A 25,623-nucleotide genomic window follows, 5' to 3' on the forward strand; every position below is an offset into this window, starting at 1 on the left:
GCAAATGCGTTTATCTGTGCAGCGCGATGCGCCTTTCCAAGATATGATCTTCGTTATGCAGAATTAGGGTATTGTTAACCATCATTCCAGTAGACCGAACCCTTAAGCGCCCCATTCGGGCAGCAATGTCACATGGCGGGAGTCGATCACTTGTTTGCCTTGATGCTCGAAATTGACGGTCACCTTGCCGCTAATATTGGATTGCACCTGCCCCAACCCCCAATCGGGTTGCGCAGGGTTGCGCACCAACATTCCAGGCTCAAGCAGCGCATTCAACTCTTCGGTCATCGGAGGCCTCATTGATGGATCAAATCGTCTTTAGCCCAAATTCACAGGATTTGTCAGCCCTGGTTGCATCACGGCTCTGTCATGATTTGGGCAACCCTTTGGGGGCTGTGTCAAACGGGGTTGAGCTTCTGCAAATGAGCGGCATGGCCAACAGTCCTGAAATGGCCCTGATTGCCGATGCGCTGCGCGATACCGAAGCGCGGTTGCGGTTTTTCCGTATCGCCTATGGCGCGGCGCGGCCTGATCAGCATATCTCTGAACGCGAAGCGCGCAACATTCTGAGCCAGATGTATGGCGCGGGCCGCCTGACAGTTGACTGGCTTTTGACGGGAGATTTACCGCGCCATCATGTCAAAAGCGCCTTTTTGATGATCGCCTGTGCCGAAGCGGCCCTTCCCATGGGGGGGCATATCACAATCGCACAGCCCGAGCGCGGCACAGTTACAGTCAGCGCAGACGGGCCACGGATCTTGCACGACTTGTCAGGTCTGGCATGGCTCGGCGGGGCCAGTCACAGCACCCCAAGCCCGCGCGAGGTGCAATTCCTGATGCTGTTAAAGGAGGCCGCTGACATCGGGGCTGAGATTTCCCTTAGCCTCTCCGACACCCGTGTGCAGATCAGCCTGCAGGGGTCACGGTTATAAGGACTGCAATCCTGCGCGAAACCGCGCGGCTTTGGCCACATAGCCCGCCGCCGATTGAATAAGCCCCGCGCGTGCCGCCTCGTCTAGCGCGCGAATAACACGGCCGGGCATCCCCATCACCAAACTGCCGTCAGGAATAACTTTGCCCTCAGGGATCAAGGCCCCTGCCCCGATCAAGCAGCCCTTTCCGACAACCGCACCGTTCATCACCATCGCGCCCATGCCAATCAATGTGCCATCGCCAATCATGCAGCCATGCAAAAGCGCGCGATGCCCAATGGTGCAATCCTCGCCCACAGTCAGGGGCAGACCTGGGTCTGTGTGGCAGATCACATTTTCCTGCAGATTGCTGCGCGCGCCAATGGAAATCAGTTCATTGTCACCGCGCAACGTGGCCCCAAACCAAATGCTGCTTTCGGCAGCAAGGGCAATCTTACCGATGACATTGGCATCATCGGCAACCCATGCATCGGCAGCAATATCGGGCTGATGCCCCTCAAATGCGTAAATCATGGCGCGCGCATCCCCTCATATTCACTTTGTAAACCCCGCAAAAACCCGGCAAGGCTTGGCTGTTGAATGCGGCGCATCCGTTCAGCCGTGATGATTGTGGTCAGATTGTCAAAGCACGCGTCCAAATCATCATTGACGAGAACGTAATCATAGCCATCCCAATGGCTGATCTCGTCCCAAGATTTTGCCATCCGTTTGGCAATGGTTTCGGCATCATCTTGTGCGCGCGTCACCAGACGTTCGTGCAAGGCTGCGATGCTCGGGGGCAGGATAAAGATCGACAGCGCATGTGCGCCCAGCGCAGAGTTGCGGATTTGCTGCGCCCCCTGCCAGTCTATGTCAAATAAGACATCGCGCCCCGCATCAATGGCCGCACGCACAGGTGGCATCGGGCTGCCGTAGAGATTGCCGAACACCTCGGCATGTTCCAGCATCGCACCCTCATCCACCATCCGCTCAAACCCTGCGCGGTCGAGGAAATGGTAATGTTTCCCATCCACCTCGCCTGTACGCGGCGCGCGCGTGGTGGCGGATACTGAAAACCGCAACGAGCCATCCCATGCCATCAAACGCCGTGCCAAGGTGGATTTCCCCGCGCCCGAAGGCGAAGATAGAATGATCAGCAACCCACGGCGTGTGGCAGCGTTGAGAGATTTTGCATCGGTCTGAGACATCAGGCGCGTCTTTCTATGGCGATCTTTACTGTGCGCGCGCATCTTGAGGATCAGACCGCAGAGGTCAAGCCAAAGCAGCGCCCATGCCCCATTAACCAATTTCTGTCATATGGGCTGAATTTTCCGAAAATTTGCCGTTACTATGCTCGAGGTAACACACCTCAGCACATAAACCTTCGATCCGCCGCATAGGGGTATGCAGCAGGCGTATCGAACCCGTTGAGGATAGGGGAAAACGATGGGGAATTATTATTTTGGCGATGCCGCGCGTGACAAGGACGACACCCTTGATCACCATATGGCCTTCACACGATTGCGGCAGCATTGGAACAGTTTGCGTGACACCGTCCACCAACCACCCAAAGCACGCGATTTGCAGCCGCATATCTTAGGCGCGGCCCTACCATTCGTGTTTTTGGTGGAAAATCTAGGCGGCGAGATTTTGCGCCTGAAACTGGGCGGCACGCATTTATGCGATGTTATGGGGATGGAACTGCGCGGAATGCCGCTGCGGTGCTTTTTTGCCTGTAATGAACGCCCGCGCTTTGCCGCTGCGGTCGAGCCTGTTTTCACGGGGCCTGCGGAATTGGATATAAGACTGCAAAGCAGCTATAGCGGGATTGAGCCACCCGTTTTGGCGCGCATGATCCTTTTGCCCTTGCAAAGCGCCTCGGGCATGATTGATCGCGCCATTGGGGCTTTTGTGGCCAAAGGGCCGCTTAACCATGCGCCCTATCGGTTTGAGATTGAGCGCACGGATCTGCACCCGCTTCTTGCAGAAACGGCGGCTGTAACGCCGCCGCCCCATATGGACATGAAACCCACCAAAGTGCCCTATCTGCGCGTCCTGTCAGGGGGGCGTGCAGACTAGCGTATCAGCGCGGCGGGGTTTTATCCCGCCGCCGCTGCCGCCGCATCACGGCGGGTTGAGGACAATTCCTCCGCCACCAAGAAGGCCAATTCAAGCGACTGGCTGGCATTGAGGCGCGGATCACAGGCCGTGTGATAGCGGCTTGAGAGATCCTCATCGGTCACAGCGCGCACGCCACCTGTGCATTCGGTGACATCTTTGCCTGTCATCTCGAAATGCACCCCGCCCGGAATGGTGCCTTCAGCGCGGTGGATGGCAAAGAATTCCTGCACCTCCCGCAAAACCGAGTCGAAGGGTCGCGTCTTAAACCCACTGGCCGATTTGATCGTGTTGCCGTGCATCGGGTCACAGCTCCAGACCACATTTGCCCCGTGCGATTGCACCGTGCGCACAAGGCGTGGCAGATGATCGCCAACCTTGCCCGCACCAAAGCGCGCAATCAATGTCAGGCGGCCTGCCTCATTTTCTGGGTTCAACTTATCCATCAGGATTTTCAGATCATCCTCGGTGGTGGTTGGGCCGCATTTCAGACCAATCGGGTTTTGCACCCCTGCACAGAATTCAACATGCGCGCCCTCTGGCTGACGGGTGCGGTCGCCAATCCAGATCATATGACCCGAGCCTGCAATCGGCTTGCCAGTGGTCGAGTCAATCCGACACAGGGCTTCCTCATATTCCAACAACAGCGCCTCATGGCTCGTGTAGAAGTCAACACTGTGCAATTCATGTGTGGTCTGTGGGCTGATGCCAGCGGCACGCATGAAATCAAGGCTATCTTGGATATGATTGGCCATGTCGCGGTACCTCTCCGCGTCATCGTGATCGGTAAAGCCCAAGGTCCAGCTATGCACCCGTTCGATATCTGCAAAACCACCCGTTGAGAAAGCCCGCAACAGGTTTAGCGAGGCGGCAGCCTGCGTATAGGCCTGCAACATCTTGGCCGGGTCAGGAATGCGCGCCTCGGGCGTGAAGGCCAACTCGTTGATGATATCACCGCGATAAGAGGGCAACTCGACCCCGTTGATCACCTCGGTGGGCGCTGAGCGCGGCTTAGCGAATTGCCCTGCCATACGGCCCACTTTGACCACAGGAACCTTGGCGCCATAGGTCAAGACCATCGCCATTTGCAGCATAACTTTGAACGTGTCGCGAATGGAATCTGCAGAAAATTCAGCAAAGCTTTCGGCGCAATCGCCCCCTTGCAGCAAAAACGCCTCACCACGCGCCGCTTTACCAAGCGCTGCTTTGAGGCGGCGCGCCTCACCCGCAAAAACCAAAGGAGGATATTTCCCAAGCTGCGCCTCAACCGCCGCCAATGCCGCCTGATCAGGATAATCAGGCATCTGCACGCGCGGCTTGCTACGCCAGCTAGATTTCGTCCATGTTTGTGCGGCTTCAGCACCCATGGGAGCCTCCTTCGGTCTTCCATAAAAATTACGATTTCGGCCTGCTTATAGACGCGGAAACCCCCCGCGTCCAATGGCAATTTCGCAAGCTATGGATCAAAAGGGGGGCTTGCGGCGCGCGCAATTTGGTGGTTTCGCTAGAGAAACGACCGCGTAAGGTTGCATCGTGATATGCGCCTCGGTGCGATGTTTAATGATTGTGGCTTTGTTCAAAGGACTCTGAAGATGAGCAGACCAACCCCCCGCGATGCAGACGCCGCGAAACGCTATGTTTTCGTGCTGTTGGATCGCTTTACGATGCTCTGCTTTGCCTCTGCGGTCGAAGCCTTGCGCATTGCCAATCGGATGTCGGGACGCACACTCTATGAATGGGCCTTGGCGGGGGATGGGGGCGAGGTTGCGTATTGCTCTGCGGGGATCGGCTATAAGCTAGATATGGATCTCGAAGAGCTGACCCGCGAAGACACAATCATGCTGTGCGGCGGGATTGATGTGCAATCCGCCACAACGAAGCGCATTCTCAACTGGTTGCGGCGCGAGGCGCGGCGCGGGTCTGTTGTGGGCGGACTTTGCACGGCGGGCTATACATTGGCCAAGGCGGGTCTGTTAGACGGCAAACGCGCCACGATCCATTGGGAAAACCAAGACAGCTTTTCCGAAGAATTCGAAGACGTCACCCTGACAAAATCGGTCTTTGTGATTGATGGCAACCGCATCACCACCGCAGGCGGCACCGCCTCGATTGATTTGATGCTGAAAATCATCGCCAATGATCACGGCGAAGAATTGGCGAATTTGGTGGCCGATCAGTTGATCTATACCTCGATCCGCACCGACCAAGACACGCAGCGCCTGTCAATTCCAACCCGCATCGGCGTGCGTCATCCAAAACTCAGCCAAGTTATTCGGATGATGGAGCATAATATCGAAGACCCGATCAGCCCGGCAAGTTTGGCCAAAGAGGTCGGAATGTCCACGCGCCAATTAGAGCGATTGTTCCGCCGTTACCTGAACCGCAGCCCCAAGCGATATTACATGGAATTACGCCTTGCCAAGGCGCGCAATCTGCTGATGCAAACCGATATGAGCGTGATCAATGTGGCATTGGCCTGTGGCTTTGCATCCCCCTCGCATTTTTCAAAATGCTATCGCGCGCAATATGACACCACCCCCTATCGCGAGCGGGGCACCCATGCGAGCAAACCTGACATAATCGTCAAATAATACCTTATTGCCCCACCCGTGCGGCGCGCCCCCCACGGCGCACAGCGCGCGGGGCTTGCTCAAGCGCCTCGCGCAGGGTTTCGCTCATCGGGTGCGCTTGATCTTCGGCTGCATATTGCTCAAGCAGATGGCGAATATAGGTTTTGGGGTCATCCGCGGTGATGGACAATGCCCAATCCATGAAAATCGTGCGGCATTCGCCCCGCGTGATCCCCTCGATGCGATAGGCCTCGCGGATCAGCGCCTTTGGATCATAGATATCGCCCTTCATAACACCGAAACTCCTGCATCCCATATGCCCTTGGCCGATCTAGGGCTTGCGCGTCAAAGCGGCCTCGATAATTGCGACAGATTCCACGCGGCCAGCGTCAAGAGCCGCTTCCAAACTGGCGCGATCCGCATGGCCCGTGGCGCGCACCAGAAATTCTAGCCCACCCTGCCCGATATCACTTGGATCAAGCGGCGCGTCCGTCAAGAGGCGCGCAGCCTGCGCCGCACGAGAAAAGAGCGCATGCGCGGCGGATAAGGCCTCCGCTTCGGCTTGGGTCAGCCAACCGCATTTGGCCGCTGCGCGCAGATGGCGCGCAGTGGCGCGGGCCGCACTGCCCGCGATCAGCGCGCCCGCCTGCCCGATCAGATCAATATCCTGCATACCGCCCATGCCCGCCTTGACGTCAAAGGTGCTGCCCTTGCGCCCTGCCGCCGCAAGGCGTTGGCGCATATCGGCCAAATCCGCGATGATCGTGCTTGGCTTGCGCGGGGTTTGGATCACCTGCATCCGTGTGGCTTCGACATCTGCGCCAAGGCTTGCATCGCCCGCCACGACACGCGCGCGGGTGAGGGCCATATGTTCCCACCCCCATGCCTCATTCATTTGATAATGCGTGAAGGCCTCCAACGATGTCGCAACCGGCCCTTTGCGGCCTGAGGGTCGCAGACGCATATCCACCTCATAAAGCCGCCCCTCCGAGGTCGGTGCAGAGAGTGCGGTGATCAGCATTTTTGTCGCCTTCGAGAACCACCCCCGCGCGTCCAATGGGCGTGGGCCATCCGTCATCTCAACACCGCCCGCATCATAAATGACGATCAAATCCAAATCCGACCCCGCCGTAAGCCGTGCAGCGCCAAGGCTCCCCATGGCCAAAACAACCCCACCGCGACCCGGCGCGTCCCCATGTTTTTTGGCCAATTCCGCACAGACCAAAGGCCAGAAGCAGGCAATCACCACATCGGCCAAATCGGTATAGTGCTTGGCCGCTTCTTCGGCCTCTATGAGGCCGCGCAGGTGATGCACCCCAACACGGAAATGCCATTCTTTCAGCCAACGGCGCGCAGCATCCAACTGTCCTTCATAATCAAGCCCTTCAAGCGCGCTGCTGAGAGATTGCAGCAATTCGCCCCGTGCAGGCCATGGCGTAAAGAATCCACCGCTGAGAACCGCATCTAGAACTTTAGCATTGCGCGATAAGTATATGGAAAGCGCGGGCGCTGTTGCGCAAATATCGGCCAAAAGGTCAATCAATGACGGGTTTGATTGGAATAAAGAGAACAGTTGAACACCCGCAGGCAAGCCCTTGAGAAAGCTGTTAAAATTTGAAAGGCTTTCATCTGGATTTGCGGATTTCATCAGCTTGGCTAAGAGGGCGGGTTTGATCTGTTCGAAAATCTCGCGCCCGCGTGATGCGCGCAAACAGGAATAGCCCGGCCAACGCGATAAAATCTCTATTTGTGAGGGAGTAAGCGTAACATCTTCATGTTCAATCTCAGCTTGCTTTTGCGGTGTGTAAAACGGCTCGCAGGCATCATCAACCGCGTGCAATCGCGCGAGAAGCGCGGCACGAAATGCGGTGACATCGCCCTCGCCCATAAAGGCCGCAAGCCGCGCAAACCCTTCGGGCGATTTGGGCAAGCTGTGCGTCTGCGCGTCATGGATCATCTGCAAACGATGCTCGACCTCGCGATGCGCGATGTAATGCGCGGTCAGGCTTTCTGTGACTTCTGGATCAACCCATGATTTCTTGGCCAAGGCGGCCAAAGCATCAACCGTGCGCCGCATCCGCAAATCGGGATCTCTGCCACCTGCCACCAATTGGCGGGTCTGGGCAAAAAATTCGATCTCACGAATGCCGCCTGCCCCCAGTTTCATATTATGCCCCTCAAGGGTGAACCCATGCAGGCCCTTATGGTCGCGGATACGCTGGCGCATGTCTTGGGTGTCACGGATGGCGGCGAAATCCAAATGCTTGCGCCACACGAAGGGGGTGAGGGTTTTCAAGAACCGCTCGCCTGCCGCAATATCACCTGCGGCAGCGCGCGCCTTGATATATGCGGCGCGCTCCCAATTTCGACCCTCCGCCTCGTAATAGCGTTCAGCCGCAGCCATTGAGATACAAACGGGCGTCACAGAGGCATCGGGGCGCAGCCGAAGATCGGTGCGGAACACATAACCCTCGGATGTGATTTCCCCCAAACTTGCGGCAATGCGGCGGGTTGCGCGCACGAAGCCTGTGCGCGCCTCCATCTCATCACCTGCATCGAATCTTGTCTCATCAAAGAGGCAGATCAGGTCAATGTCAGAGGAATAATTCAACTCCCCCGCCCCCATTTTTCCCATCGCAAGCGCCACCATTCCCGCGCCATCGCGTAGCGCGTCCTCCTCGGTTTGGGTGGGAATGCGTCCGCGCCGCGCCTCGGCCCCGACATGAACCCGCAGCGCCGCCTGCACACAGGCATCAGCGAATTGCGACCAAAGGGCGGTGGTGGTCAACAAATCCCAAACACCGGCACAATCGGCCAAAGCCACAAGGATCGCGGCGCGGCGTTTGAGGCGGCGCAGCCCCGCATCGAGATCACTGGCCCCTAAGGCGGCCGCCTCTGCCAAAATTTCAGCCATACCCGCCTCAGGCGCGGCGCTGAGGGTGGGGATCAGCCAATCGACTTCGCGGCGGATCAGGCCCGCCAGATACGGCGCACATCCGGCCACGCCATGGATGACCTCACGCAGTTCAGGCGCAAGCTCGTTCAATTGGGGCAGATCCGCGAACAGACCCGTAGCCAAGGCCCCCTCATAGGCAAGGGGGGCGCGGGTGATCCGATTGGCAAAGGGGGCGGCGTTTAGGGTCATCTTGTCATTATCATGCGTTTGCGCTCAAAGGTTGTGACAGATGATAGAAGGGAATGCGCATGAGCAAAAGCCTTGCCCGCGTGGCCCATGCCCTAGAGAGGGCGGGGCTAGAGGCTGTGATCCTTGAGATGGCCGAAGGCACCCGCACCGCCGAAGATGCGGCGCGCGCGGCGAAATGCCAAATCGATCAAATTGCGAAATCAATCATATTCCGCGAGGTCGCGAGCGGTGAATTGGTTTTGTTCATCACCGCAGGCGGCAATCAGGTCGATCCCTCGCGCGCCGAAGCCCTGACTGGGTGCGCCTTGGCGCGGGCGGATGCCGACACGATTCGCCGTGTCACGGGCTTTGCAATCGGGGGCGTGGCCCCTGTCGGGCATCTGCGCCCCTTGCGCATATGGTTTGACCCACGGCTTTTAGCCTTTGATTTGGTATATGCGGCGGCAGGCACGCCGCGCCATATTTTCGGCATCTCCCCCGAACAGCTTTTGCAACTGAGCGGGGCGAAACAGGCCGATTTCGTGGCCGAATAAAAAGAATCGGAACAGATGCCAAGATTTTCCTTGAAATGGGAAACATGACGCACTAGGTGCCCCCCTTACGAACCGGGTGCCGATCCCAACCTCGCTGCCAACAGCGGGGGGGCGCTAAGGGCCCACCACATCAATCTGCTGGTAAGAAGGGGGCGTGCTATGTCTAGCGCCGACCTCTTCCAACTGGGGACTGGTCTGGAGACAGGCGCCCATGCGGAAGACACTCACAGCCTTTCGGCTGACCGAAGCGTGTTCGATGAAACACGCGATGATCACTTCATTCGCCGCGATGGCCGCGTTTTTGCGGGCACGCATCTGATCCTCGAAGTCGTCAATGGCCATGGCCTTGATGACGAGGCGCGGATTCAAACTGCATTTCGCGACTGCGTGCGCGAATGTGGGGCAACGCTTCTGCACATTCACACCCACAAATTCAGCCCCCAAGGCGTGTCGGGTGTGGCGGTTTTGGCGGAAAGCCATATCTCGGTGCATACATGGCCCGAGATTGGCTATGGCGCATTTGACGTCTTTATGTGCGGCGATGCCGAACCATGGCGCGCGGTGGATGTGCTTAAAGCGGCCTTTGGCACGCAAGATGTGCGCGTCAAAGAATTGCTGCGCGGCGAAGGTCTGGTGACCGAGGCGATTGCCGCAGCATAATTGCGCGTGCAGGGGCGGTGAAACCCCGCCCCTCCCCCTGCCCCAAACTGCCCGAAAGGAGGCCGCCTATGAGCGATCCTGAAACCATGCGCGATTGGAGCGTTGAGCGTCTGCACCAAGATCACGGGCAAGCCTTGCGCGTGGCGCAGATGCATTATGACAGCGAAACCGATCACCAACGCCTACGCGTGTTTGAAAACCCCACTTTTGGGCGCATCCTAACGCTTGATGGCGTGGTGCAGGTGACCGAAGCGGATAATTTCATCTATCATGAAATGCTGACCCATGTGCCAATTTTGGCCCATGGGGCCGCCAAGCGCGTGCTGATTGTGGGCGGCGGCGATGGTGGCATGGCGCGCGAGGTACTGAAACATGACAGCATCGAACAGGTGACCATGGTCGAGATTGATGCGGGCGTGGTGGATTTTTCCAAGAAATATCTGGCCGCCATTTCAGATGGGGCCTTTGACGACCCGCGCCTTGATCTGGTAATCAATGATGGTGCCGTGTTCATGAAACAAAACGCGGATGTCTATGATGTCATCATCATCGACAGCACCGATCCCGTTGGCCCCGGTGAGGTTCTCTTTACCGATCATTTCTACGGCCACGCCAAGGCGCGTTTGGCCGAAGGCGGGATTTTGGTCACGCAAAACGGGGTTCCGTTCCTGCAAGGGGATGAGCTGACAGGCACAATGCGGGCCTTCAAGACGCTATTTTCTGATTACAGCTGCTATCTGGCGAGCATTCCGACCTATGCAGGCGGGCCTATGGCCTTTGGTTGGGGCAGTGATAGTAACGCGCGGCATGTTGATCTTGCCACCCTTGAGGCGCGGTTCAAAGCAGCAGGGATCAGCACAGAGTATTATACCCCCGAGGTGCATCGCGGCGCGTTCGCCCTGCCCCCCTATGTGGCGCGTCTGATCCCCTAAGGGGTTATTCCGCCGCTTCGGTTTTCTGGGCCGCCTCAAGTTGGGCGGCCTTTTTTTCGACCTGCTCTACGATATGGTCGATCATTTGGTCATTGTTCAGCTTGTGGCTTTGTTTGCCTGCAAGATAGACCATACCTGACCCAGCACCGCCGCCTGTAAAGCCCACATCGGTCATCAGCGCCTCGCCTGGCCCGTTGACCACACAGCCGATAATCGAAAGGCTCATCGGGGTTTTGATATGCTCAAGACGCTTTTCCAAAGCCTCGACTGTTTTGATCACATCAAAGCCCTGACGCGCGCAAGATGGGCAGGAAATGATATTCACCCCGCGATGGCGCAGGCCCAAGGATTTGAGGATCTCATAGCCAACTTTCACCTCTTGCACAGGATCGGCCGAAAGGCTCACACGGATCGTGTCGCCAATCCCCATCCACAGCAGGCTGCCCAAACCAATTGCAGATTTGATCGTGCCTGAGGTCAAACCGCCTGCTTCAGTGATGCCCAAATGGATGGGGGCATCGGTGGCCTCAGCCAGACCTTGATAGGCCGCAGCCGCCAAAAACACATCGGACGCTTTGACCGAGATTTTGAACTCGTGAAAATCGTTATCCTGCAAGATCCGAATGTGATCGAGCCCTGATTCAATCATCGCCTCAGGGCAAGGTTCGCCATATTTCTCAAGCAAATGCTTTTCCAAGGAGCCTGCATTCACCCCGATACGGATCGAACAATTATGATCACGGGCGGCCTTGATCACCTCACGCACACGGGTTGCATCGCCAATATTACCAGGATTGATCCGCAAACAGGCCGCGCCTGCCTCTGCCGCCTCAATGCCGCGCTTATAGTGGAAATGGATATCTGCAACGATTGGCACAGGGCTTTCGCGCACAATCTCTTTCAGCGCCTTTGAGCTGGCCTCATCTGGCACAGAGACGCGCACGATATCGGCGCCTGCCTCAGCACAGGCCTGAACCTGCGCAATGGTCGCCTTAATATCGGTGGTGGGGGTGTTGGTCATGGTTTGCACGGAAATCGGTGCATCCCCCCCAACTGGCACAGAGCCTACATGAATCTGACGGCTTTTGCGGCGGTCGATATTGCGCCAAGGGCGGATCGGATTATGAGACATGGGGAGTGTGACCTTTATCTTGTCGCATCGCAAAGACGTTTCACCGCGCAAGATAAGCCCTTGCCACCGATTGCACAATGCTTGGACACGCAGAGCGCGAACAGGCCGCCGATTTATTCGCCTTGCGCGAGGCGCTCGAGAACCAATTGCGCCACTTCGGGCAATTGCGGATCAGAGGCCGCGCTTGCAATGGAATAGCGGGTTTGAATCTCATCGGCAGAAATCGGCACATCCTTGATCACACTGCTGCCTTCACCCGCAGGGCCAAAGGTGACAGAGTTCAGCGCAAAATAGAGTGCGCTTGAATTGCCTGCGCGCAGCACGGGCACCTCATCCATGACGGGGACGGTATAACTATCGCCCGCATTCAACGTGCCCTCAAAAAGAACGGTGCCATCGGTCGTGGTGATCCTGATCCATGACGGGCGCACAGCAAACAGGACAACCTCATCGCGCGGCTCTTGGGTCACGGGCGGATTGCTGGTTGAGGCGGTCGGTGTAGCCTCCCCCCCTCCTGCGGCGGCAATCGCGCGCGAGATATCATCGGGGCGCAAGACGGGACTGTTATCGCGGGCAAAGGCCCCTGTGGTTGAGGGGTTCAAGGTGCTGATGGCGCGGTCACGCGGCACCAAGACCGGAGCCTCAAGCAAGGTGGGGCGATACAGACGCTCCATCGCGGCACTGTCGCGCGTCTCTTCTTGGGCGGGCAGAGCGGGGCTTGCATCGGCCAAATCGCTGGTTGTGTTTTGCGGCAAGGGCAGCGGGTCAAGCGCCGTTAATGCAACGGGCGTATCAGCGACAGGGGCGAATTGAACGCGCTGAAAATCATTGAGCAAGACCCACGCGCCATAGCCCACGCCAAGCAAAACCACCGACAAGACAAAAAGCGAGCCAAGCGCGCCCGCCTCAAGTCGAGGGAGAAATCCGTCATCCGTGTCGTATAAAACATGGCGCTTTGAAAAGCGGCGGTCTTCTTGCAGGCCGCCCATCTGGCCTTTGGGCATTTCAATTTTCTGCGGTCTGCGCGCGGTGCGATCCACCTCGGGAGAGAACCCGCTCACACCTGAAAACCCTGTTTCCTCGCAAAACCGCGAAAACACCCATTCAGGGTCAAGACCCAGATACCGCGCATATGACCGCACATAACCCGCGATAAACCCGCGCGAGGTAAAGACCGTTAAATCTGCGTTTTCGATAGCGGCGATATATGAGGCACGGATCCGCAAATCCGCCTCAACATCCTGCAGCGATTTACCCATGGTTGCGCGTTCACCGCGCATCAGATCACCCAAAGGCACATCCATCAGCAATTCGCTGTGCAATTCTTCTGTTGATGCCCCCATCATCCCCGTCTCATCATGCCCCATTTGGCGCCCCGCTCAACCTGCCCTTGGATGCAGTTTCTGGCCAAAACTGCTTTTCCGTCGCCCATATATCACAAGGCCGATTCGTATCGGCCCCGTCATCCCCCAATGACAGAATAGCATAAGCTAGGCTAGGTGATAAACTTATTGTGTATTACCCCGCCAACTCGGCACGATTCAGCGCACAATGGCTCCAGAGGCGATCCATGGCATGCACCAAAGCATCCATCATTTTGGGGTCATGCACAGGGCTTGGGGTAAAGCGCAACCGCTCTGTCCCGCGGGGAACAGTTGGGAAATTGATGGGCTGCACATAAATCCCGTGATCCCGCAAAAGCATATCCGAGATTTTCTTGGTATGAACAGGGTCACCTACGATCACAGGCACAATGTGGCTGCCGTGATCAATGATAGGCAGGCCCATCCCCTTAAGGCGCAGTTTCAGAACTGCGGCGCGCTCTTGATGCAGATCCCGCAGGGCCTGATCCGTCTTAAGATGCGCAACCGAAGCGGCAGCGCCTGCTGCAACCACAGGTGGCAGGGATGTTGTAAAAATGAAACCCGGCGCATAGGAGCGCACAGCATCACACATTTTGGCCGATGCCGCGATATAGCCGCCCATCACACCATAGGCTTTGCCAAGCGTGCCATTGATAATGTCGATACGATCCGACAAGCCCAGTTTTTGGGCCACCCCGCCCCCGCGTGGGCCATACATCCCCACCGCGTGAACCTCGTCCAAATAGGTCAAAGCACCGAATTCCTCGGCCAATTCTACGATCCCTGCAATCGGGCCAAAATCGCCATCCATCGAATAAACCGATTCAAAGGCAATCAATTTTGGCGCGGCAGGATCATCTGCCGCCAGTTTGGCGCGCAAATCAGCAAGATCATTGTGTTTGAACACGCGCTTTGCCCCACCATTGCGGCGAATGCCCTCAATCATAGAGGCGTGGTTCAACTCATCCGAATAGATGATCAGACCCGGAAACAGCCGCGGCAGGGTCGAGAGGGTGGCATCATTGGCAATATAGGCAGAAGTGAACACAAGCGCCGCCTCTTTGTCGTGCAAATCGGCCAATTCCGCCTCAAGGCGTTTGTGATAGACAGTGGTGCCTGAAATGTTACGCGTGCCGCCAGACCCTGCACCTGTGGCGTCAAGCGCCTCATGCATCGCGTTCAAAACGACAGGGTGCTGGCCCATGCCCAAATAATCATTGCCACACCAGACCGTGATATCCTGCTGGCTGCCATCGGGCCGCGTCCAAGTTGCGTGCGGAAATTGCCCCTTGCGGCGTTCAATATCAATGAACGTGCGATAGCGACCCTCGTTGTGAAGGCTATCCAAGGCATGATTAAGGGCGTTGTTATAATCCACACTCGTCTCCTTACATTTCCGCGCGCAGGCCGTGGTTTAAGGCATAACGGCCAGCGTTGCGTGTCAGATAGTCCCTTCGCTGTTGAAAATCCAAGTAACAAATTGACGCGCGCCTGTATTTGATCTGGCGCAAATTTAAATTTGGTTGACATGCAAACATGCGCAAGCGCCCAAGATGTAGTGGTTTGCAAGGCCGTTTTTGGCTTTTCGCCGCGAGATAAAGCTGCCAATATAGGCAAAATCGTAAAGCAAAAATGTGATTGAGCAGAGCATGGCGGATGATCTTTTGGGCCAAGCGGCCTCGGAACAGGCCTATGACGCCTCATCTATTGAGGTGTTGGAAGGGTTGGAGCCCGTCCGCAAGCGCCCGGGCATGTATATTGGCGGCACCGATGAACGCGCCTTGCACCATTTGGTGGCAGAAATCCTTGACAACTCGATGGACGAGGCTGTCGCGGGTCATGCTAATCGGATTGAGATTGAACTGGCCGCAGATTACACCGTCACAATCCGCGACAATGGCCGCGGGATGCCGATTGATCCGCATCCCAAATTCCCCGACAAATCCGCGCTTGAGGTGATTTTATGCACCCTCCACGCGGGCGGTAAGTTTTCGGGCAAGGCCTATCAAACCTCGGGCGGCTTGCACGGGGTTGGGGCATCGGTCGTGAATGCGCTTTCCGATCATTTGCGGGTCGAGGTGGCCCGCAATCGCACGCTTTACGCGCAAGAATTCTCGCGCGGCCTGCCCCAAGGGGGATTGCAGAACCTTGGCGCGGCCCCCAATCGGCGCGGCACGCAAGTCAGCTTTCATGCCGATGAACAACTCTTTGGCAGCCATCGCTTTAAGCCTGCCCGCCTTTTCAAAATGGTGCGCTCTAAGGCCTATTTGTTTTCAGGCGTGGAAATTCGTTGGAAATCTGCAATTGACGATGGCGAAACCCCACAGGAAGCCACGTTCCATTTCCCAGGCGGCTTGGCCGACTATCTGGGCGAGGTTTTGGGAAATGCCGCGACCTATGCGCAAGCCCCCTTTGCGGGCAAGGTAGAGTTTCAAGAACGCTTCGGTGCGGCGGGTTCGGTCGAATGGGCGATCAATTGGACACCTGCGCGCGATGGGTTCATCCAATCTTATTGTAACACCGTTCCCACGCCCGAGGGCGGCACCCATGAGGCTGGATTTTGGGCGGCGATCCTGAAGGGCATTCGCGCATATGGCGAATTGGCGGGCAATCGCAAGGCCGCGAACATCACCCGCGAAGACCTGACTGCGGGCGGGTGTGCACTGGTGTCATGCTTTATCGCTGAGCCCGAATTTGTCGGGCAAACCAAAGACCGCCTCGCCACCACCGAAGCGGCGCGCATGGTCGAAGGGGCGGTGCGCGACCGCTTTGACAATTGGTTGGCCGCAGATACCAAATCGGCGGGGGCGATCCTCGATTTTCTGATACTGCGCGCCGAAGAACGCCTGCGCCGCAGACAAGAAAAAGAAACACAGCGCAAATCCGCCACCAAGCGCCTGCGTCTGCCGGGCAAGTTGGTGGATTGTTCGGCCACGAACCGCGAAGGCACCGAATTGTTTATCGTGGAAGGCGACAGTGCGGGCGGGTCTGCCAAAATGGCCCGTGACCGCAAGACCCAAGCTCTGCTGCCTCTGCGTGGTAAAATTTTGAACGTGCTTGGTGCGGCCTCCTCCAAAATGGGCCAAAACCAAGAGATCAACGATCTGTGTCAGGCGCTTGGCGTGTCGATGGGCACGAAATTCAATGTTGAAGATTTGCGTTATGACAAAATCATCATCATGACCGATGCCGATGTCGATGGGGCACATATCGCCTCGCTCTTGATGACATTTTTCTTCACCCAGATGCGTCCGATGATTGATCAGGGTCATCTCTATCTCGCCTGCCCGCCCTTGTTCCGCCTGACCCAAGGCGCGCATCGGGTCTATGCCCTTGATGAGGCCGAGAAAGAGAGCTGGATGGCGCGTGGCTTAGGCGGGCGCGGTAAGATTGATGTGAGCCGATTTAAGGGTCTGGGCGAGATGGACGCCAAAGACCTGAAAGAAACCACGATGGATCCCGCCTCGCGCAAGTTGATCCGTGTCACAGTGGATGAGGACACGCCCGGCGAAACCGGGGATCTGGTGGAACGTTTGATGGGCAAAAAGCCCGAATTGCGGTTCCAATATATCCAAGATAATGCGCGCTTTGTTGAGGAATTGGACGTTTAACCCTGTCGAATATTGGCGCAGTTTGGGCGTTCACGCCCCTTGCGCCTTTTCCTCAAGCAGCAGCCATTCTTCTTCGGCAGCCTCAAGTTTCGCCTGACGTTCGGCCAAGGCCTCGGTCGCTTTGGCGAATTTGACAGGCTCGCGCGTGTAGAGATCAGGGTCAGACAGCAATTCAGACAGCTTGCCCATTTCCGCCTCAAGCCGCGCAATCACCGATGGCAATTCCTTAAGACGATGAGTTTCCGTGAAACTAAGACCCGCAGCGGATTTTGCACCTGCATTTGACACCATTCGATCAGGGCCTGATTTTGTGGCAGGCGATGCTTCGCGATCCACCTGCACAGCCCCGATCCGCGCCCCTTGGGCCAAGGCATCGCTCCATCCGCCCGCATAGGCCTGCGCACGGCCCTGCCCCTCAAGGACAACCGTGCTGGTGGCAACCCGATCCAGAAAATCGCGGTCATGGCTGACCAAAAGAACCGTGCCCGCATAGTCGCCAAGCAGATCTTGCAGCAAATCCAATGTCTCGACATCGAGATCATTGGTCGGCTCGTCCAAGATCAAAAGATTGCTTTCGCGCGCCATGATTTTGGCCAACATCAACCGCGCCCGCTCGCCCCCTGAGAGGGAGCGCACAGGCGCGCGCGCTTGCGCCTCGTCAAAGAGGAAATCTTTGAGATAGCCCATCACATGTCGGGGGCTGCCGCGCACCATGACCTGATCAGAGGATCCATTCACCGCAATCTCACGATCCAAGGTCAGGCTGTCCCACAGACTGGCCTCAGGGTTCAATCCTGCGCGGTTTTGATCAAACACCGCCATCTCAAGGCCTTTGCCCAAGGTGACATGCCCTGTGTCAGGGGCAAGTTGGCCTGTCAGCATATTCAAAAGCGTGGTTTTGCCTGCGCCATTTGGGCCGACAAACCCCACCCGATCCCCGCGCAAAATGCGCAGATCAAAGGGTTTAAGAATTTGCGTTTCTCCAAAGGATTTTGAAATTCCCTTGGCCTCGATTACCTTTCGGCCAGATTGTGGCCCCTCCTCCAATACCATGGCGGCGGTGGATTGGCGGCGGATCATTGCGGCGCGTTCTGCGCGCAAATCGGCCAAAGCGCGCACACGGCCCTGATTGCGTTTGCGCCGCGCACTGATCCCCTCAACGGCCCAACGGGCCTCGGATTTGATTTTGCGATCCAATTTGTGGCGCGCTGTGTCTTCCTCGTCCCAAACCTTATCGCGCCACGCCTCGAAGCTGGCAAAGCCTTGTTCATTGCGGCGCACCTGCCCGCGATCCACCCATAAGGTGGCGCGGGTCAAAGCGTTCAAAAACGCACGATCATGCGAGATCACGACAAAGGCTGTGCGGGTTTCTGCAAGCCGCGCCTCGAGCCATCCGATGGCCTCGATATCAAGATGGTTGGTGGGTTCGTCCAAGAGCATGATATCAGGCTCTTCGGCCAAAAGCCGTGCAAGGGCTGCGCGGCGGCGCTCCCCGCCAGACGCCTTGGCAGGATCAGCCTCAAGGCGCAGCTTAAGACCATCGGCCAAGGCCTCGACCCGCCACGCTTCGCTTGGCCCAAGCGTGGCCGTGGCAAAATCACCCAATGTGGCAAAGCCCGTAAAATCAGGCTCTTGTTCCATATAGCCGACCGAGGTGCCTTGCGGGCTTGTGATGCTGCCTGTGTCAGGTTCGGTCAACCCCGCCATGACCTTCATCAAGGTCGATTTGCCCGACCCGTTGCGCCCAACGAGCGCCACACGATCCCCCTGATGCACAACCAAATCCAACCCATCAAAAATAGGGTCACCGCCAAAGGTCAGTGAAATATCCGAAAGCTGCAAAAGCGAAGGGCGGGCCATGGGGGCTATCTTTCACGCAAGCCCGCCTGAACACGGAGGGCTTGTCTTTGCTCAATCACGAATGGCCCGAACAGCCGCCATCTGATCAGGTTCGCCAATCACAGCACCATTTGGACCAAGCCCACGCTTGATCTGATCGACAATCTCCATCCCCGATGTGACCTCGCCCACAACGGTGTAATCCCCATTCAATTGGGGCACGGGGGCAAACATGATGAAGAATTGCGAATTGGCGCTGTCTGGGTTCGCGGCGCGGGCCATGCCGACCACGCCCCGCTCAAAGCTGAGATCAGAAAACTCGGCAGGCAGGTCTGGATATTGGGATCCGCCCCGCCCTGCAAAGCGCATATCTTGCCCGATGCGGCCATATTCCACATCGCCCGTTTGTGCCATGAACCCATCAATCACGCGGTGAAACACCACGCCATCATAGGCGCCATCTTCGGCCAGTTGCAGCATCCGCGCCGTATGTTCTGGGGCGACATCCTCGAACAAGTCGATGACGATGGTGCCATTCGCCTCGCCCGCGATATCAATCTCTAGCCCCGCCCCAAAGGCAGGGCTTGCCAGAAGCAAGGCCATCGCTGCGCCAAGCTTACGCATCTGCAGCCACCTTCATGCTGATCATTTTATCAGGGTTTGCAGGCGGCTCGCCGCGGGTGATCGCGTCAATATGCTCCATCCCTGCAATCACGCGGCCATAAACGGTATATTGGCGATTGAGGAAATGGTTGTCGTTAAAATTGATAAAGAACTGGCTGTTTGCCGAATTGGGGTTGGAAGAGCGCGCTGCCCCCAATGTGCCGCGATCATGCGGGATGCCAGAGAATTCAGCAGGCAAATCAGGCTTGTCCGAACCGCCCGTGCCCGCCATGCGGATATTCGCGCCCTTGTCGGCATTGCCATGTTCAACATCGCCCGTTTGCGCCATGAACCCGTCAATCACGCGGTGAAAGATCACGCCATCATAGGCGCCTTCACGCGCCAATTCCTTCATGCGCGCGCAATGCGCAGGCGCAATGTCGGGCAGCAATTCGATGGTGACAGTGCCGTCTTTCAGCTCCATCAGGATGGTGTTTTCGGGGTCTTTGATCTCGGCCATGCCTTTATTCCTTTTGCGGATATCTGACTTTGGCCTTGACCTATCAGGATGAGAATTTCGCGTCTAGCGCTTGATGCACAGCGGGCGGCACGAAATGGCTGACATCACCCCCAAGCCGCGCGATTTCTTTGACCAGTTTTGAGGCAATCGCCTGATGCTCGGCCTCGGCCATCAAAAAGACAGTGTTGATCTCATCATCCAGTTTGCGGTTCATGCCGACCATCTGGAATTCATATTCGAAATCAGCGACCGCACGCAGGCCACGGATGATAAGCCCCGCCCCAACCTCGCGCGCGCAATCAATCAAAAGATTGTCGAAGGGATGCGCGACAATCTCAATGCCCGTGGCGCGCGCCAGTTTCGCGCTTTCGGCCTCGACCATAGCCACCCGTTCCTCAAGGGTGAACAGCGGGCCTTTATCGCGGTTGATCGCAACACCAATCACCAATCGATCAACCAATGTGGCCGCACGGCGGATAATATCGACATGGCCCAATGTGATTGGATCGAATGTGCCCGGATATAGGCCTGTGCGCATCTGCAAATCTCCCAAACTTGGCATATGCTGCCGCAATTACGGGGTCACGCAACATTATTGCGCCGCGAAACGCAAGCTAAAAGCAGTGCGCGGCCGCCTCTGCTTCAAGCCGCGCCACCTCGGCGCGCAGCCCCGCTGACAAAGCCTCAACCAACCGCCCCAACCTGTCAGAGCGCCGATCTTGCTCGTGGCGCACAAGATAAAAGGCCCGTTTCAGGCTGATGTCATCCTTCAGCACAATCCGCAATTCGGGCGCAAAAGGCAGTGCAAAATCATGCACAAAGCCAATCCCGCCTTGCCGCAGCATGTGCAACTGCACCGCGACAGAATTTGACGCCATCTGTACCCGTCCGCGCCCCAATAGTCCAAGATAGTCCAATTCTTTGTCGAAAATCATATCGGGAATATAGCCCACCACCGCATGATCCCGCGCCTTGGCCAGATCATCGGGCGGCGTCAGATCGGCGCGCATTGCCAAATGCAAATGGTAATCGGTGATCTTTTGCACCAAAAGCCGCCCCGCATCGGGTGGGCTGACCGTAATCGCCAAATCCGCTTCGCGCTTGGACAGGTTCACAACCCGCGGTAAGGCCAGAATTTGGATGTCGAGATCAGGGTTATCGGCGCGAATGGCCGCGCAGACCTGTGGCAGCAAATAATTGGCGCAGCCATCAGGCGCGCCGATCCGCACCGTGCCAGACAACCCCGCCTGCCCCTGCCCCCCTGCAAGCGGAACGGCAAGGGCCGCCTCGGCAGCCTCGGCTGCGGGCAAAAGCTCCTCGCCTACACTGCTCAGGACATAGCCTTGCGGGGATTTCACAAACAGCTCGGCCCCCAGCCGCGCCTCAAGCCGTGCAATACGCCGCCCGATTGTGGCCGCATCAAGCCGCAGGGTTTTCCCTGCCCCTGTCAGGCTTTCGGCGCGCGCAACGGCCAGAAAGACACGCATATCATCCCAATTCATCGCCCCGTCCATTTTGCAAAAATGCAAGACTAATTTGGATTTCTGCCTCTTTTCCCGACAGGATTGCAAGTATAGAAGGGCCACCAAGTGTAGATTTTCAACAAAAGGGTGGGATCATGGAACAGATCGGTCACTGGATTAACGGCGCGCATGTCGCGGGCACATCAGGCCGCACAGCGGATGTCTTTAACCCCGCAACAGGGGAAGTGCAGGCGCAGGTGGCATTGGCCTCGCAGGAAGAAATGGATCGCGCAATCGCCTCCGCCGCAGAGGCGCAAATTGCATGGGGCGCCACAAACCCACAACGCCGCGCGCGCGTGATGATGGAATTGGTGCGCCTTCTTAACCGCGATATGGACAAACTGGCCGAGGCCATCAGCCGCGAACATGGCAAAACCTTCCCAGATGCGAAAGGCGATGTTCAGCGCGGGCTGGAGGTGATCGAATTTTGCATTGGCGCACCGCATCTGCTGAAGGGTGAATTCACAGATGCCGCAGGCCCTGGTATTGACATGTATTCCATGCGCCAACCTTTGGGTGTTGTTGCAGGGATCACGCCGTTCAACTTTCCCGCCATGATCCCTTTGTGGAAATTGGGCCCTGCCTTGGCATCGGGCAACGCGATGATCCTCAAACCTTCAGAACGTGATCCGTCCTGCCCGATGATGTTGGGTGCGCTTTTGAAAGAGGCGGGTTTGCCTGATGGCGTGTTCCAAGTGATCAATGGCGATAAGGGTGCTGTGGATGCCATCTTGGACAGTGAGATCATTCAGGCCGTTGGCTTTGTTGGGTCGACCCCAATTGCGCAGTATATCTATAGCCGCGCGGCCGAAACAGGCAAACGCTGCCAATGCTTTGGCGGGGCGAAAAACCATATGATCATCATGCCCGATGCCGATATGGATCAGGCCGCTGACGCCTTGGTCGGCGCGGGGTATGGGGCGGCAGGCGAACGCTGCATGGCGATTTCCGTGGCCGTGCCAGTGGGTGACGAAACCGCAGATCGGTTGATCGAAAAACTTGTCCCTCGGATCGAGGCCTTGAAGGTTGGCCCTTATATCGCCGGCAATGATGTCGATTTCGGGCCAGTTGTGACCAAGGCCGCCAAGGAAAACATCCTGCGCCTTGTGCAAACAGGCGTGGATCAGGGCGCGGAATTGGTTGTCGATGGCCGCGATTTCAATCTGCAAGGCTATGAAAACGGGTTCTTTGTGGGCGCGCATCTCTTTGACCGCGTCACCCCTGACATGGATATCTATAAGACCGAGATTTTCGGCCCCGTTCTGTCGACCGTGCGCGCTGCTTCCTACGAAGAGGCTTTGGGTCTTGCGATGGATCACGAATATGGCAATGGCACCGCGATCTTTACCCGTGACGGCGATGCAGCGCGCGATTTTGCGTCCCGCGTGAATATCGGGATGGTTGGCATCAACGTGCCAATCCCTGTTCCCTTGGCCTATCACACCTTTGGTGGTTGGAAGCGGTCAGGCTTTGGCGATTTGAACCAGCACGGGCCAGATTCCTTCCGTTTTTACACCCGCACCAAGACCGTGACCTCGCGTTGGCCAAGCGGGATCAAGGAAGGGGCTGCGTTTAACTTCAAGGCAATGGATTGATCCTGCCGCGAAAATCACCAAACTTAACACAAGCCCCCGCGCAGACCTTGCGCGGGGGTTCGCTGTGACACTAGGGAGGGGGCCATGAGCGAGGCAGAGTTTCTCAATATCCGAAAAGACGGGCGCGCAGGTCGTATCACGCTGACGCGGCCACAGGCCCTGAATGCGCTATCGCAATCCATGTGCGCGGAAATTGCCGCAACGATTGACGCATGGGCCACGGATGAGACAGTCGAGATTGTGATCCTAGATGCAATGGGCGAGCGGGCCTTTTGTGCAGGCGGGGATATTGCCGAAATTTACGAGGCGGGTCGCGCGGGCGATATGGAGATTGGCGCGCGCTACTGGGCCGATGAATATCGCATGAACGCAAAGCTATTCCACTTCCCCCGCCCTGTGATCAGCTTCATGCAAGGCTATACGATGGGCGGCGGCGTTGGGTTGGGCTGTCACGCCTCGCATCGTATCGTGGGCGACAGCAGCATTCTTGCCATGCCTGAGGTTGGAATCGGCCTTGTGCCAGATGTCGGCGGCACTTTGATCCTGAGCCGCGCCCAAGGTCGCTTGGGCGAATATCTGGGCGTCACGGGCGCGCGGATGACAGGGGCCGATGCGATTTACGCAGGCTTTGCAGATTATTATATTCCTGAGGCGGATTGGCCCACATTGATTACCCAGCTTTGCGAAAGCGCGGATTATGATTTGGTGGATCAGGCCGCTGCAGGCCATACGGCCCCTGCCGCCCCGCTTGCCGCCCTGCAAGCCGAGATTGACCACCATTTTGGTGGCGAAACCCTACGCGATATTCTCAATGCGTTGAAATTCTCTGACAGCGATTTTGCAAAATCCACCTTAGCCGAGATGGGCAAGAAATCACCCCTGTCGATGGCCTGCACGGTGGAACTGGTGCATCGTGCGCGCCTGCGCGACACAATCGAAAATGCGCTAGAACAAGAATACCGCTTTACCTCGCGCGCTGTGGAAAAGGCCGATTTCCTCGAGGGCGTGCGCGCGCAGATCATCGACAAAGATCGCAACCCGAATTGGATGCATAGCAGCCCGCGCGATGTGCCGCCTGCGATGGTGGCATCGCTGCTCTTGCCATTGGGGCCAAGGGCGCTGAAACTGGATTAAACAAAAATAAGGGGCCAAACCATGCAGATCGCATTCATCGGATTGGGCAATATGGGTGCACCCATGGCGCTTAATTTGCAAAACGCAGGTCACACAGTCACGGGGTTCGACACGGCTGCCGCACCTGACGGGATCGCCTGCGCCACATCGGCGGCGAAGGCCGCCCATGGGGCAGAAGTGGTGATCACCATGCTGCCCAATGGCAGGATTGCGCGCGCCGTGGCGGATGATGTTTTGGCCGTTCTGCCACAGGGCGCGCTGGTGATTGATTGCTCAACCATTGAGGTTGACGCGGCCCGCGCAATCGCCGAGGCCGCCGCCGCGAAAGGGATCGGGTTTCTCGATGCGCCCGTCTCAGGGGGCGTTGGTGGGGCGGCAGCAGGCACGCTGACATTCATGGTCGGCGGGAATGAGGCGGATTTCACCCGCGCCGCGCCCCTGTTCGAGATCATGGGGCAAAAGGCCGTGCATTGCGGCGCAGCGGGAAATGGTCAGGCGGCAAAGATCTGCAACAATATGATCCTAGGGATCACCATGATTGGCACGTGCGAGGCTTTTGCGCTGGCCGATAAGCTGGGCCTTGAGCGGCGGGCGATGTTTGATGTTGTCTCGACCTCATCGGGCGCCAGTTGGTCGATCAATGCCTATTGCCCTGCCCCCGGTGTTGGGCCGCAAAGCCCCGCTGATAACGGCTACAAGCCTGGATTTGCGGCGGAACTGATGCTGAAAGATCTGCGCCTCTCGCAGGATGCTGCAACGACCGCGGATGCCGCCACGCCGCTTGGTGCATTGGCCGAGGCGATCTATACGCAATTTGTCGAAAACGAAGATGGTCGCGGCAAAGATTTCTCTGCCATGCTGCCACGTTTGGCCGCAATGGGCAGAAAAAGCACCTAATTTACAAAGATATTTCCCCGCCCTCTTGTGGTGGGGTTTTTTCTGCCCATATGTGTTAATGTAATTAACATTAACATCATGGCGCGGCTGCGCAGCAAAGGAGAAACGCATATGCAAAGCCAAACACTTATGCCCCCTGCCCCTGTTCAAGGTTGGTTCTCGCGGGCCAAGGCGTTTTTGGATCAACGTGGCAAACCTGCATGGATTGCAGCGATGGTTCTGGGCTTCATCCTATTTTGGCCCGTAGGTCTGGCCCTTCTGTTTTATATGATCTGGAGAAAAGACATGTTCAAAACCTGCGAAAAATCGCGCCATGCTCACATGGGTGGCAGCACGGGCAACAGCGCCTTTGACGCCTATAAGGCCGATACGCTTAAGCGCCTTGAGGATGAGCAGCATGCTTTTGAAGGGTTTCTTGGACGTCTGCGCGAAGCCAAGGACAAAACCGAATTTGACGCCTTTATGAAAGAGCGTGATGCAAAAACAGGCGCCCCGGCCCCACAGGCCGAGTGATCCATAAATGCAACGCTTACCCC

25 protein-coding genes are annotated in these 25,623 nt (G+C 57.2%); 11 read left to right on the forward strand and 14 right to left on the reverse strand.

Going from position 1 to position 25,623, the window contains the following annotated elements:
* Positions 1-102: 102 nt before the first annotated feature.
* Complete coding sequence (locus AAC620_RS03515; RefSeq protein WP_340242826.1) at positions 103-288, reverse strand: DUF3553 domain-containing protein; 186 nt, start codon at positions 286-288, stop codon at positions 103-105.
* Positions 289-302: 14 nt separating this feature from the next.
* Here AAC620_RS03515 and AAC620_RS03520 point away from each other — a divergent pair, with 14 nt between their 5' ends.
* Positions 303-932: a histidine phosphotransferase family protein gene (locus AAC620_RS03520; RefSeq protein WP_340242827.1), complete on the forward strand. Its 630-nt coding sequence runs from the start codon at positions 303-305 to the stop codon at positions 930-932.
* On the opposite strand, the gene AAC620_RS03525 is transcribed toward AAC620_RS03520, so the two are convergent.
* Together AAC620_RS03525 and gmk are read right to left on the reverse strand one after the other, a co-directional pair.
* On the reverse strand, positions 927-1,445 hold the full coding sequence (locus tag AAC620_RS03525; protein WP_340242828.1) for a gamma carbonic anhydrase family protein: 519 nt from the start codon (positions 1,443-1,445) through the stop codon (positions 927-929). The two genes, AAC620_RS03520 and AAC620_RS03525, sit on opposite strands and share 6 nt — an antisense overlap.
* Entirely contained in the window at positions 1,442-2,119 is a 678-nt protein-coding gene (gene gmk, locus AAC620_RS03530) for a guanylate kinase (RefSeq protein ID WP_340242829.1), read from the reverse strand. The genes AAC620_RS03525 and gmk overlap by 4 nt, the downstream gene beginning before the upstream one ends.
* Before the next feature lie 238 nt (positions 2,120-2,357).
* On the opposite strand from gmk, the gene AAC620_RS03535 reads away from it, so the two are divergent.
* Positions 2,358-2,990, forward strand: coding sequence for a PAS domain-containing protein (locus AAC620_RS03535; RefSeq protein ID WP_340242830.1), 633 nt, complete (start codon positions 2,358-2,360; stop codon positions 2,988-2,990).
* 20 nt (positions 2,991-3,010) lie between these two features.
* Here the strand turns inward: AAC620_RS03535 and AAC620_RS03540 are convergent, their stop codons facing one another.
* Positions 3,011-4,396: a class II 3-deoxy-7-phosphoheptulonate synthase gene (locus AAC620_RS03540; RefSeq protein WP_317654484.1), complete on the reverse strand. Its 1,386-nt coding sequence runs from the start codon at positions 4,394-4,396 to the stop codon at positions 3,011-3,013.
* A 225-nt stretch (positions 4,397-4,621) separates the two neighbouring features.
* Between AAC620_RS03540 and AAC620_RS03545 the strand changes: the two genes are divergently transcribed.
* Positions 4,622-5,620, forward strand: coding sequence for a GlxA family transcriptional regulator (locus AAC620_RS03545; protein ID WP_317654482.1), 999 nt, complete (start codon positions 4,622-4,624; stop codon positions 5,618-5,620).
* Positions 5,621-5,624: 4 nt separating this feature from the next.
* On the opposite strand, the gene AAC620_RS03550 is transcribed toward AAC620_RS03545, so the two are convergent.
* On the reverse strand, positions 5,625-5,891 hold the full coding sequence (locus AAC620_RS03550) for a hypothetical protein (RefSeq protein ID WP_340242831.1): 267 nt from the start codon (positions 5,889-5,891) through the stop codon (positions 5,625-5,627).
* 39 nt (positions 5,892-5,930) lie between these two features.
* Entirely contained in the window at positions 5,931-8,744 is a 2,814-nt protein-coding gene (locus tag AAC620_RS03555) for a glutamine-synthetase adenylyltransferase (protein WP_340242832.1), read from the reverse strand.
* Positions 8,745-8,803: 59 nt separating this feature from the next.
* Here AAC620_RS03555 and AAC620_RS03560 point away from each other — a divergent pair, with 59 nt between their 5' ends.
* The 3 genes from AAC620_RS03560 (at position 8,804) to speE (ending at position 10,869) form a co-directional block, all read left to right on the forward strand.
* Positions 8,804-9,277, forward strand: coding sequence for a YbaK/EbsC family protein (locus tag AAC620_RS03560; protein WP_340242833.1), 474 nt, complete (start codon positions 8,804-8,806; stop codon positions 9,275-9,277).
* A gap of 159 nt (positions 9,278-9,436) precedes the next feature.
* Positions 9,437-9,937 (forward strand): adenosylmethionine decarboxylase, encoded by a 501-nt coding sequence (gene speD / locus AAC620_RS03565; protein ID WP_317654476.1) that lies wholly within the window; start codon positions 9,437-9,439, stop codon positions 9,935-9,937.
* A gap of 68 nt (positions 9,938-10,005) precedes the next feature.
* On the forward strand, positions 10,006-10,869 hold the full coding sequence (speE, locus tag AAC620_RS03570; RefSeq protein WP_340242834.1) for a polyamine aminopropyltransferase: 864 nt from the start codon (positions 10,006-10,008) through the stop codon (positions 10,867-10,869).
* A 4-nt stretch (positions 10,870-10,873) separates the two neighbouring features.
* Here the strand turns inward: speE and ispG are convergent, their stop codons facing one another.
* The 3 genes from ispG to hemA all read right to left on the reverse strand — a co-directional run bounded on the left by ispG (position 10,874) and on the right by hemA (position 14,743).
* The gene (gene ispG, locus AAC620_RS03575; RefSeq protein ID WP_317654474.1) at positions 10,874-12,001 is read right to left on the reverse strand and encodes a flavodoxin-dependent (E)-4-hydroxy-3-methylbut-2-enyl-diphosphate synthase; all 1,128 of its coding nucleotides are present in this window, start codon (positions 11,999-12,001) and stop codon (positions 10,874-10,876) included.
* A 113-nt stretch (positions 12,002-12,114) separates the two neighbouring features.
* Complete coding sequence (locus AAC620_RS03580; protein ID WP_317654473.1) at positions 12,115-13,368, reverse strand: helix-turn-helix domain-containing protein; 1,254 nt, start codon at positions 13,366-13,368, stop codon at positions 12,115-12,117.
* Positions 13,369-13,519: 151 nt separating this feature from the next.
* Positions 13,520-14,743: a 5-aminolevulinate synthase gene (hemA, locus tag AAC620_RS03585; RefSeq protein ID WP_317654471.1), complete on the reverse strand. Its 1,224-nt coding sequence runs from the start codon at positions 14,741-14,743 to the stop codon at positions 13,520-13,522.
* Positions 14,744-15,014: 271 nt separating this feature from the next.
* On the opposite strand from hemA, the gene parE reads away from it, so the two are divergent.
* A complete protein-coding gene (gene parE, locus AAC620_RS03590) occupies positions 15,015-16,976 on the forward strand; it encodes a DNA topoisomerase IV subunit B (protein ID WP_340242835.1) in 1,962 nt (653 codons plus the stop codon).
* Between the two features lie 30 nt (positions 16,977-17,006).
* Here the strand turns inward: parE and AAC620_RS03595 are convergent, their stop codons facing one another.
* The 5 genes from AAC620_RS03595 to AAC620_RS03615 form a co-directional block, all read right to left on the reverse strand.
* A complete protein-coding gene (locus AAC620_RS03595) occupies positions 17,007-18,836 on the reverse strand; it encodes an ABC-F family ATP-binding cassette domain-containing protein (RefSeq protein ID WP_340242836.1) in 1,830 nt (609 codons plus the stop codon).
* Positions 18,837-18,887: 51 nt separating this feature from the next.
* Positions 18,888-19,439: a peptidylprolyl isomerase gene (locus tag AAC620_RS03600; RefSeq protein WP_340242837.1), complete on the reverse strand. Its 552-nt coding sequence runs from the start codon at positions 19,437-19,439 to the stop codon at positions 18,888-18,890.
* Complete coding sequence (locus AAC620_RS03605; protein ID WP_340242838.1) at positions 19,432-19,938, reverse strand: peptidylprolyl isomerase; 507 nt, start codon at positions 19,936-19,938, stop codon at positions 19,432-19,434. Before AAC620_RS03605 ends, AAC620_RS03600 begins: the two co-directional genes overlap by 8 nt.
* A 43-nt stretch (positions 19,939-19,981) precedes the next feature.
* Positions 19,982-20,476, reverse strand: coding sequence for a pantetheine-phosphate adenylyltransferase (gene coaD, locus AAC620_RS03610; RefSeq protein WP_340242839.1), 495 nt, complete (start codon positions 20,474-20,476; stop codon positions 19,982-19,984).
* Between the two features lie 76 nt (positions 20,477-20,552).
* Positions 20,553-21,440 carry a LysR family transcriptional regulator gene (locus AAC620_RS03615; RefSeq protein ID WP_340242840.1) on the reverse strand — a complete coding sequence of 296 codons (888 nt, stop codon included), beginning with the start codon at positions 21,438-21,440 and terminating at the stop codon, positions 20,553-20,555.
* A 116-nt stretch (positions 21,441-21,556) separates the two neighbouring features.
* Between AAC620_RS03615 and AAC620_RS03620 the strand changes: the two genes are divergently transcribed.
* The 4 genes from AAC620_RS03620 to AAC620_RS03635 all read left to right on the forward strand — a co-directional run bounded on the left by AAC620_RS03620 (position 21,557) and on the right by AAC620_RS03635 (position 25,600).
* Positions 21,557-23,056 (forward strand): CoA-acylating methylmalonate-semialdehyde dehydrogenase, encoded by a 1,500-nt coding sequence (locus AAC620_RS03620; RefSeq protein WP_340242841.1) that lies wholly within the window; start codon positions 21,557-21,559, stop codon positions 23,054-23,056.
* 84 nt (positions 23,057-23,140) lie between these two features.
* On the forward strand, positions 23,141-24,190 hold the full coding sequence (locus AAC620_RS03625; RefSeq protein ID WP_340242842.1) for an enoyl-CoA hydratase/isomerase family protein: 1,050 nt from the start codon (positions 23,141-23,143) through the stop codon (positions 24,188-24,190).
* Positions 24,191-24,211: 21 nt separating this feature from the next.
* Complete coding sequence (gene mmsB, locus AAC620_RS03630; protein ID WP_340242843.1) at positions 24,212-25,087, forward strand: 3-hydroxyisobutyrate dehydrogenase; 876 nt, start codon at positions 24,212-24,214, stop codon at positions 25,085-25,087.
* 111 nt (positions 25,088-25,198) lie between these two features.
* Positions 25,199-25,600, forward strand: coding sequence for a DUF2852 domain-containing protein (locus AAC620_RS03635; RefSeq protein ID WP_340242844.1), 402 nt, complete (start codon positions 25,199-25,201; stop codon positions 25,598-25,600).
* The last annotated feature ends 23 nt before the right edge of the window (positions 25,601-25,623 follow it).

This window comes from Roseobacter sp. HKCCA2468, from assembly GCF_037805105.1.
In the GTDB taxonomy this organism is placed as follows: Bacteria; Pseudomonadota; Alphaproteobacteria; order Rhodobacterales; family Rhodobacteraceae; genus M30B80.

What these genes read in the sequence shown, in the direction of transcription:
- AAC620_RS03515 (WP_340242826.1), bottom strand. Translation starts at nt 288, where the DNA reads ATGACCGAAGAGTTGAATGCGCTGCTTGAGCCTGGAATGTTGGTGCGC.
- AAC620_RS03520 (WP_340242827.1), top strand. Translation starts at nt 303, where the DNA reads ATGGATCAAATCGTCTTTAGCCCAAATTCACAGGATTTGTCAGCCCTG.
- AAC620_RS03525 (WP_340242828.1), bottom strand. Translation starts at nt 1,445, where the DNA reads ATGATTTACGCATTTGAGGGGCATCAGCCCGATATTGCTGCCGATGCA.
- gmk (WP_340242829.1), bottom strand. Translation starts at nt 2,119, where the DNA reads ATGTCTCAGACCGATGCAAAATCTCTCAACGCTGCCACACGCCGTGGG.
- AAC620_RS03535 (WP_340242830.1), top strand. Translation starts at nt 2,358, where the DNA reads ATGGGGAATTATTATTTTGGCGATGCCGCGCGTGACAAGGACGACACC.
- AAC620_RS03540 (WP_317654484.1), bottom strand. Translation starts at nt 4,396, where the DNA reads ATGGGTGCTGAAGCCGCACAAACATGGACGAAATCTAGCTGGCGTAGC.
- AAC620_RS03545 (WP_317654482.1), top strand. Translation starts at nt 4,622, where the DNA reads ATGAGCAGACCAACCCCCCGCGATGCAGACGCCGCGAAACGCTATGTT.
- AAC620_RS03550 (WP_340242831.1), bottom strand. Translation starts at nt 5,891, where the DNA reads ATGAAGGGCGATATCTATGATCCAAAGGCGCTGATCCGCGAGGCCTAT.
- AAC620_RS03555 (WP_340242832.1), bottom strand. Translation starts at nt 8,744, where the DNA reads ATGACCCTAAACGCCGCCCCCTTTGCCAATCGGATCACCCGCGCCCCC.
- AAC620_RS03560 (WP_340242833.1), top strand. Translation starts at nt 8,804, where the DNA reads ATGAGCAAAAGCCTTGCCCGCGTGGCCCATGCCCTAGAGAGGGCGGGG.
- speD (WP_317654476.1), top strand. Translation starts at nt 9,437, where the DNA reads ATGTCTAGCGCCGACCTCTTCCAACTGGGGACTGGTCTGGAGACAGGC.
- speE (WP_340242834.1), top strand. Translation starts at nt 10,006, where the DNA reads ATGAGCGATCCTGAAACCATGCGCGATTGGAGCGTTGAGCGTCTGCAC.
- ispG (WP_317654474.1), bottom strand. Translation starts at nt 12,001, where the DNA reads ATGTCTCATAATCCGATCCGCCCTTGGCGCAATATCGACCGCCGCAAA.
- AAC620_RS03580 (WP_317654473.1), bottom strand. Translation starts at nt 13,368, where the DNA reads ATGGGGCATGATGAGACGGGGATGATGGGGGCATCAACAGAAGAATTG.
- parE (WP_340242835.1), top strand. Translation starts at nt 15,015, where the DNA reads ATGGCGGATGATCTTTTGGGCCAAGCGGCCTCGGAACAGGCCTATGAC.
- AAC620_RS03595 (WP_340242836.1), bottom strand. Translation starts at nt 18,836, where the DNA reads ATGGCCCGCCCTTCGCTTTTGCAGCTTTCGGATATTTCACTGACCTTT.
- AAC620_RS03600 (WP_340242837.1), bottom strand. Translation starts at nt 19,439, where the DNA reads ATGCGTAAGCTTGGCGCAGCGATGGCCTTGCTTCTGGCAAGCCCTGCC.
- AAC620_RS03605 (WP_340242838.1), bottom strand. Translation starts at nt 19,938, where the DNA reads ATGGCCGAGATCAAAGACCCCGAAAACACCATCCTGATGGAGCTGAAA.
- coaD (WP_340242839.1), bottom strand. Translation starts at nt 20,476, where the DNA reads ATGCGCACAGGCCTATATCCGGGCACATTCGATCCAATCACATTGGGC.
- AAC620_RS03615 (WP_340242840.1), bottom strand. Translation starts at nt 21,440, where the DNA reads ATGAATTGGGATGATATGCGTGTCTTTCTGGCCGTTGCGCGCGCCGAA.
- AAC620_RS03620 (WP_340242841.1), top strand. Translation starts at nt 21,557, where the DNA reads ATGGAACAGATCGGTCACTGGATTAACGGCGCGCATGTCGCGGGCACA.
- AAC620_RS03625 (WP_340242842.1), top strand. Translation starts at nt 23,141, where the DNA reads ATGAGCGAGGCAGAGTTTCTCAATATCCGAAAAGACGGGCGCGCAGGT.
- mmsB (WP_340242843.1), top strand. Translation starts at nt 24,212, where the DNA reads ATGCAGATCGCATTCATCGGATTGGGCAATATGGGTGCACCCATGGCG.
- AAC620_RS03635 (WP_340242844.1), top strand. Translation starts at nt 25,199, where the DNA reads ATGCAAAGCCAAACACTTATGCCCCCTGCCCCTGTTCAAGGTTGGTTC.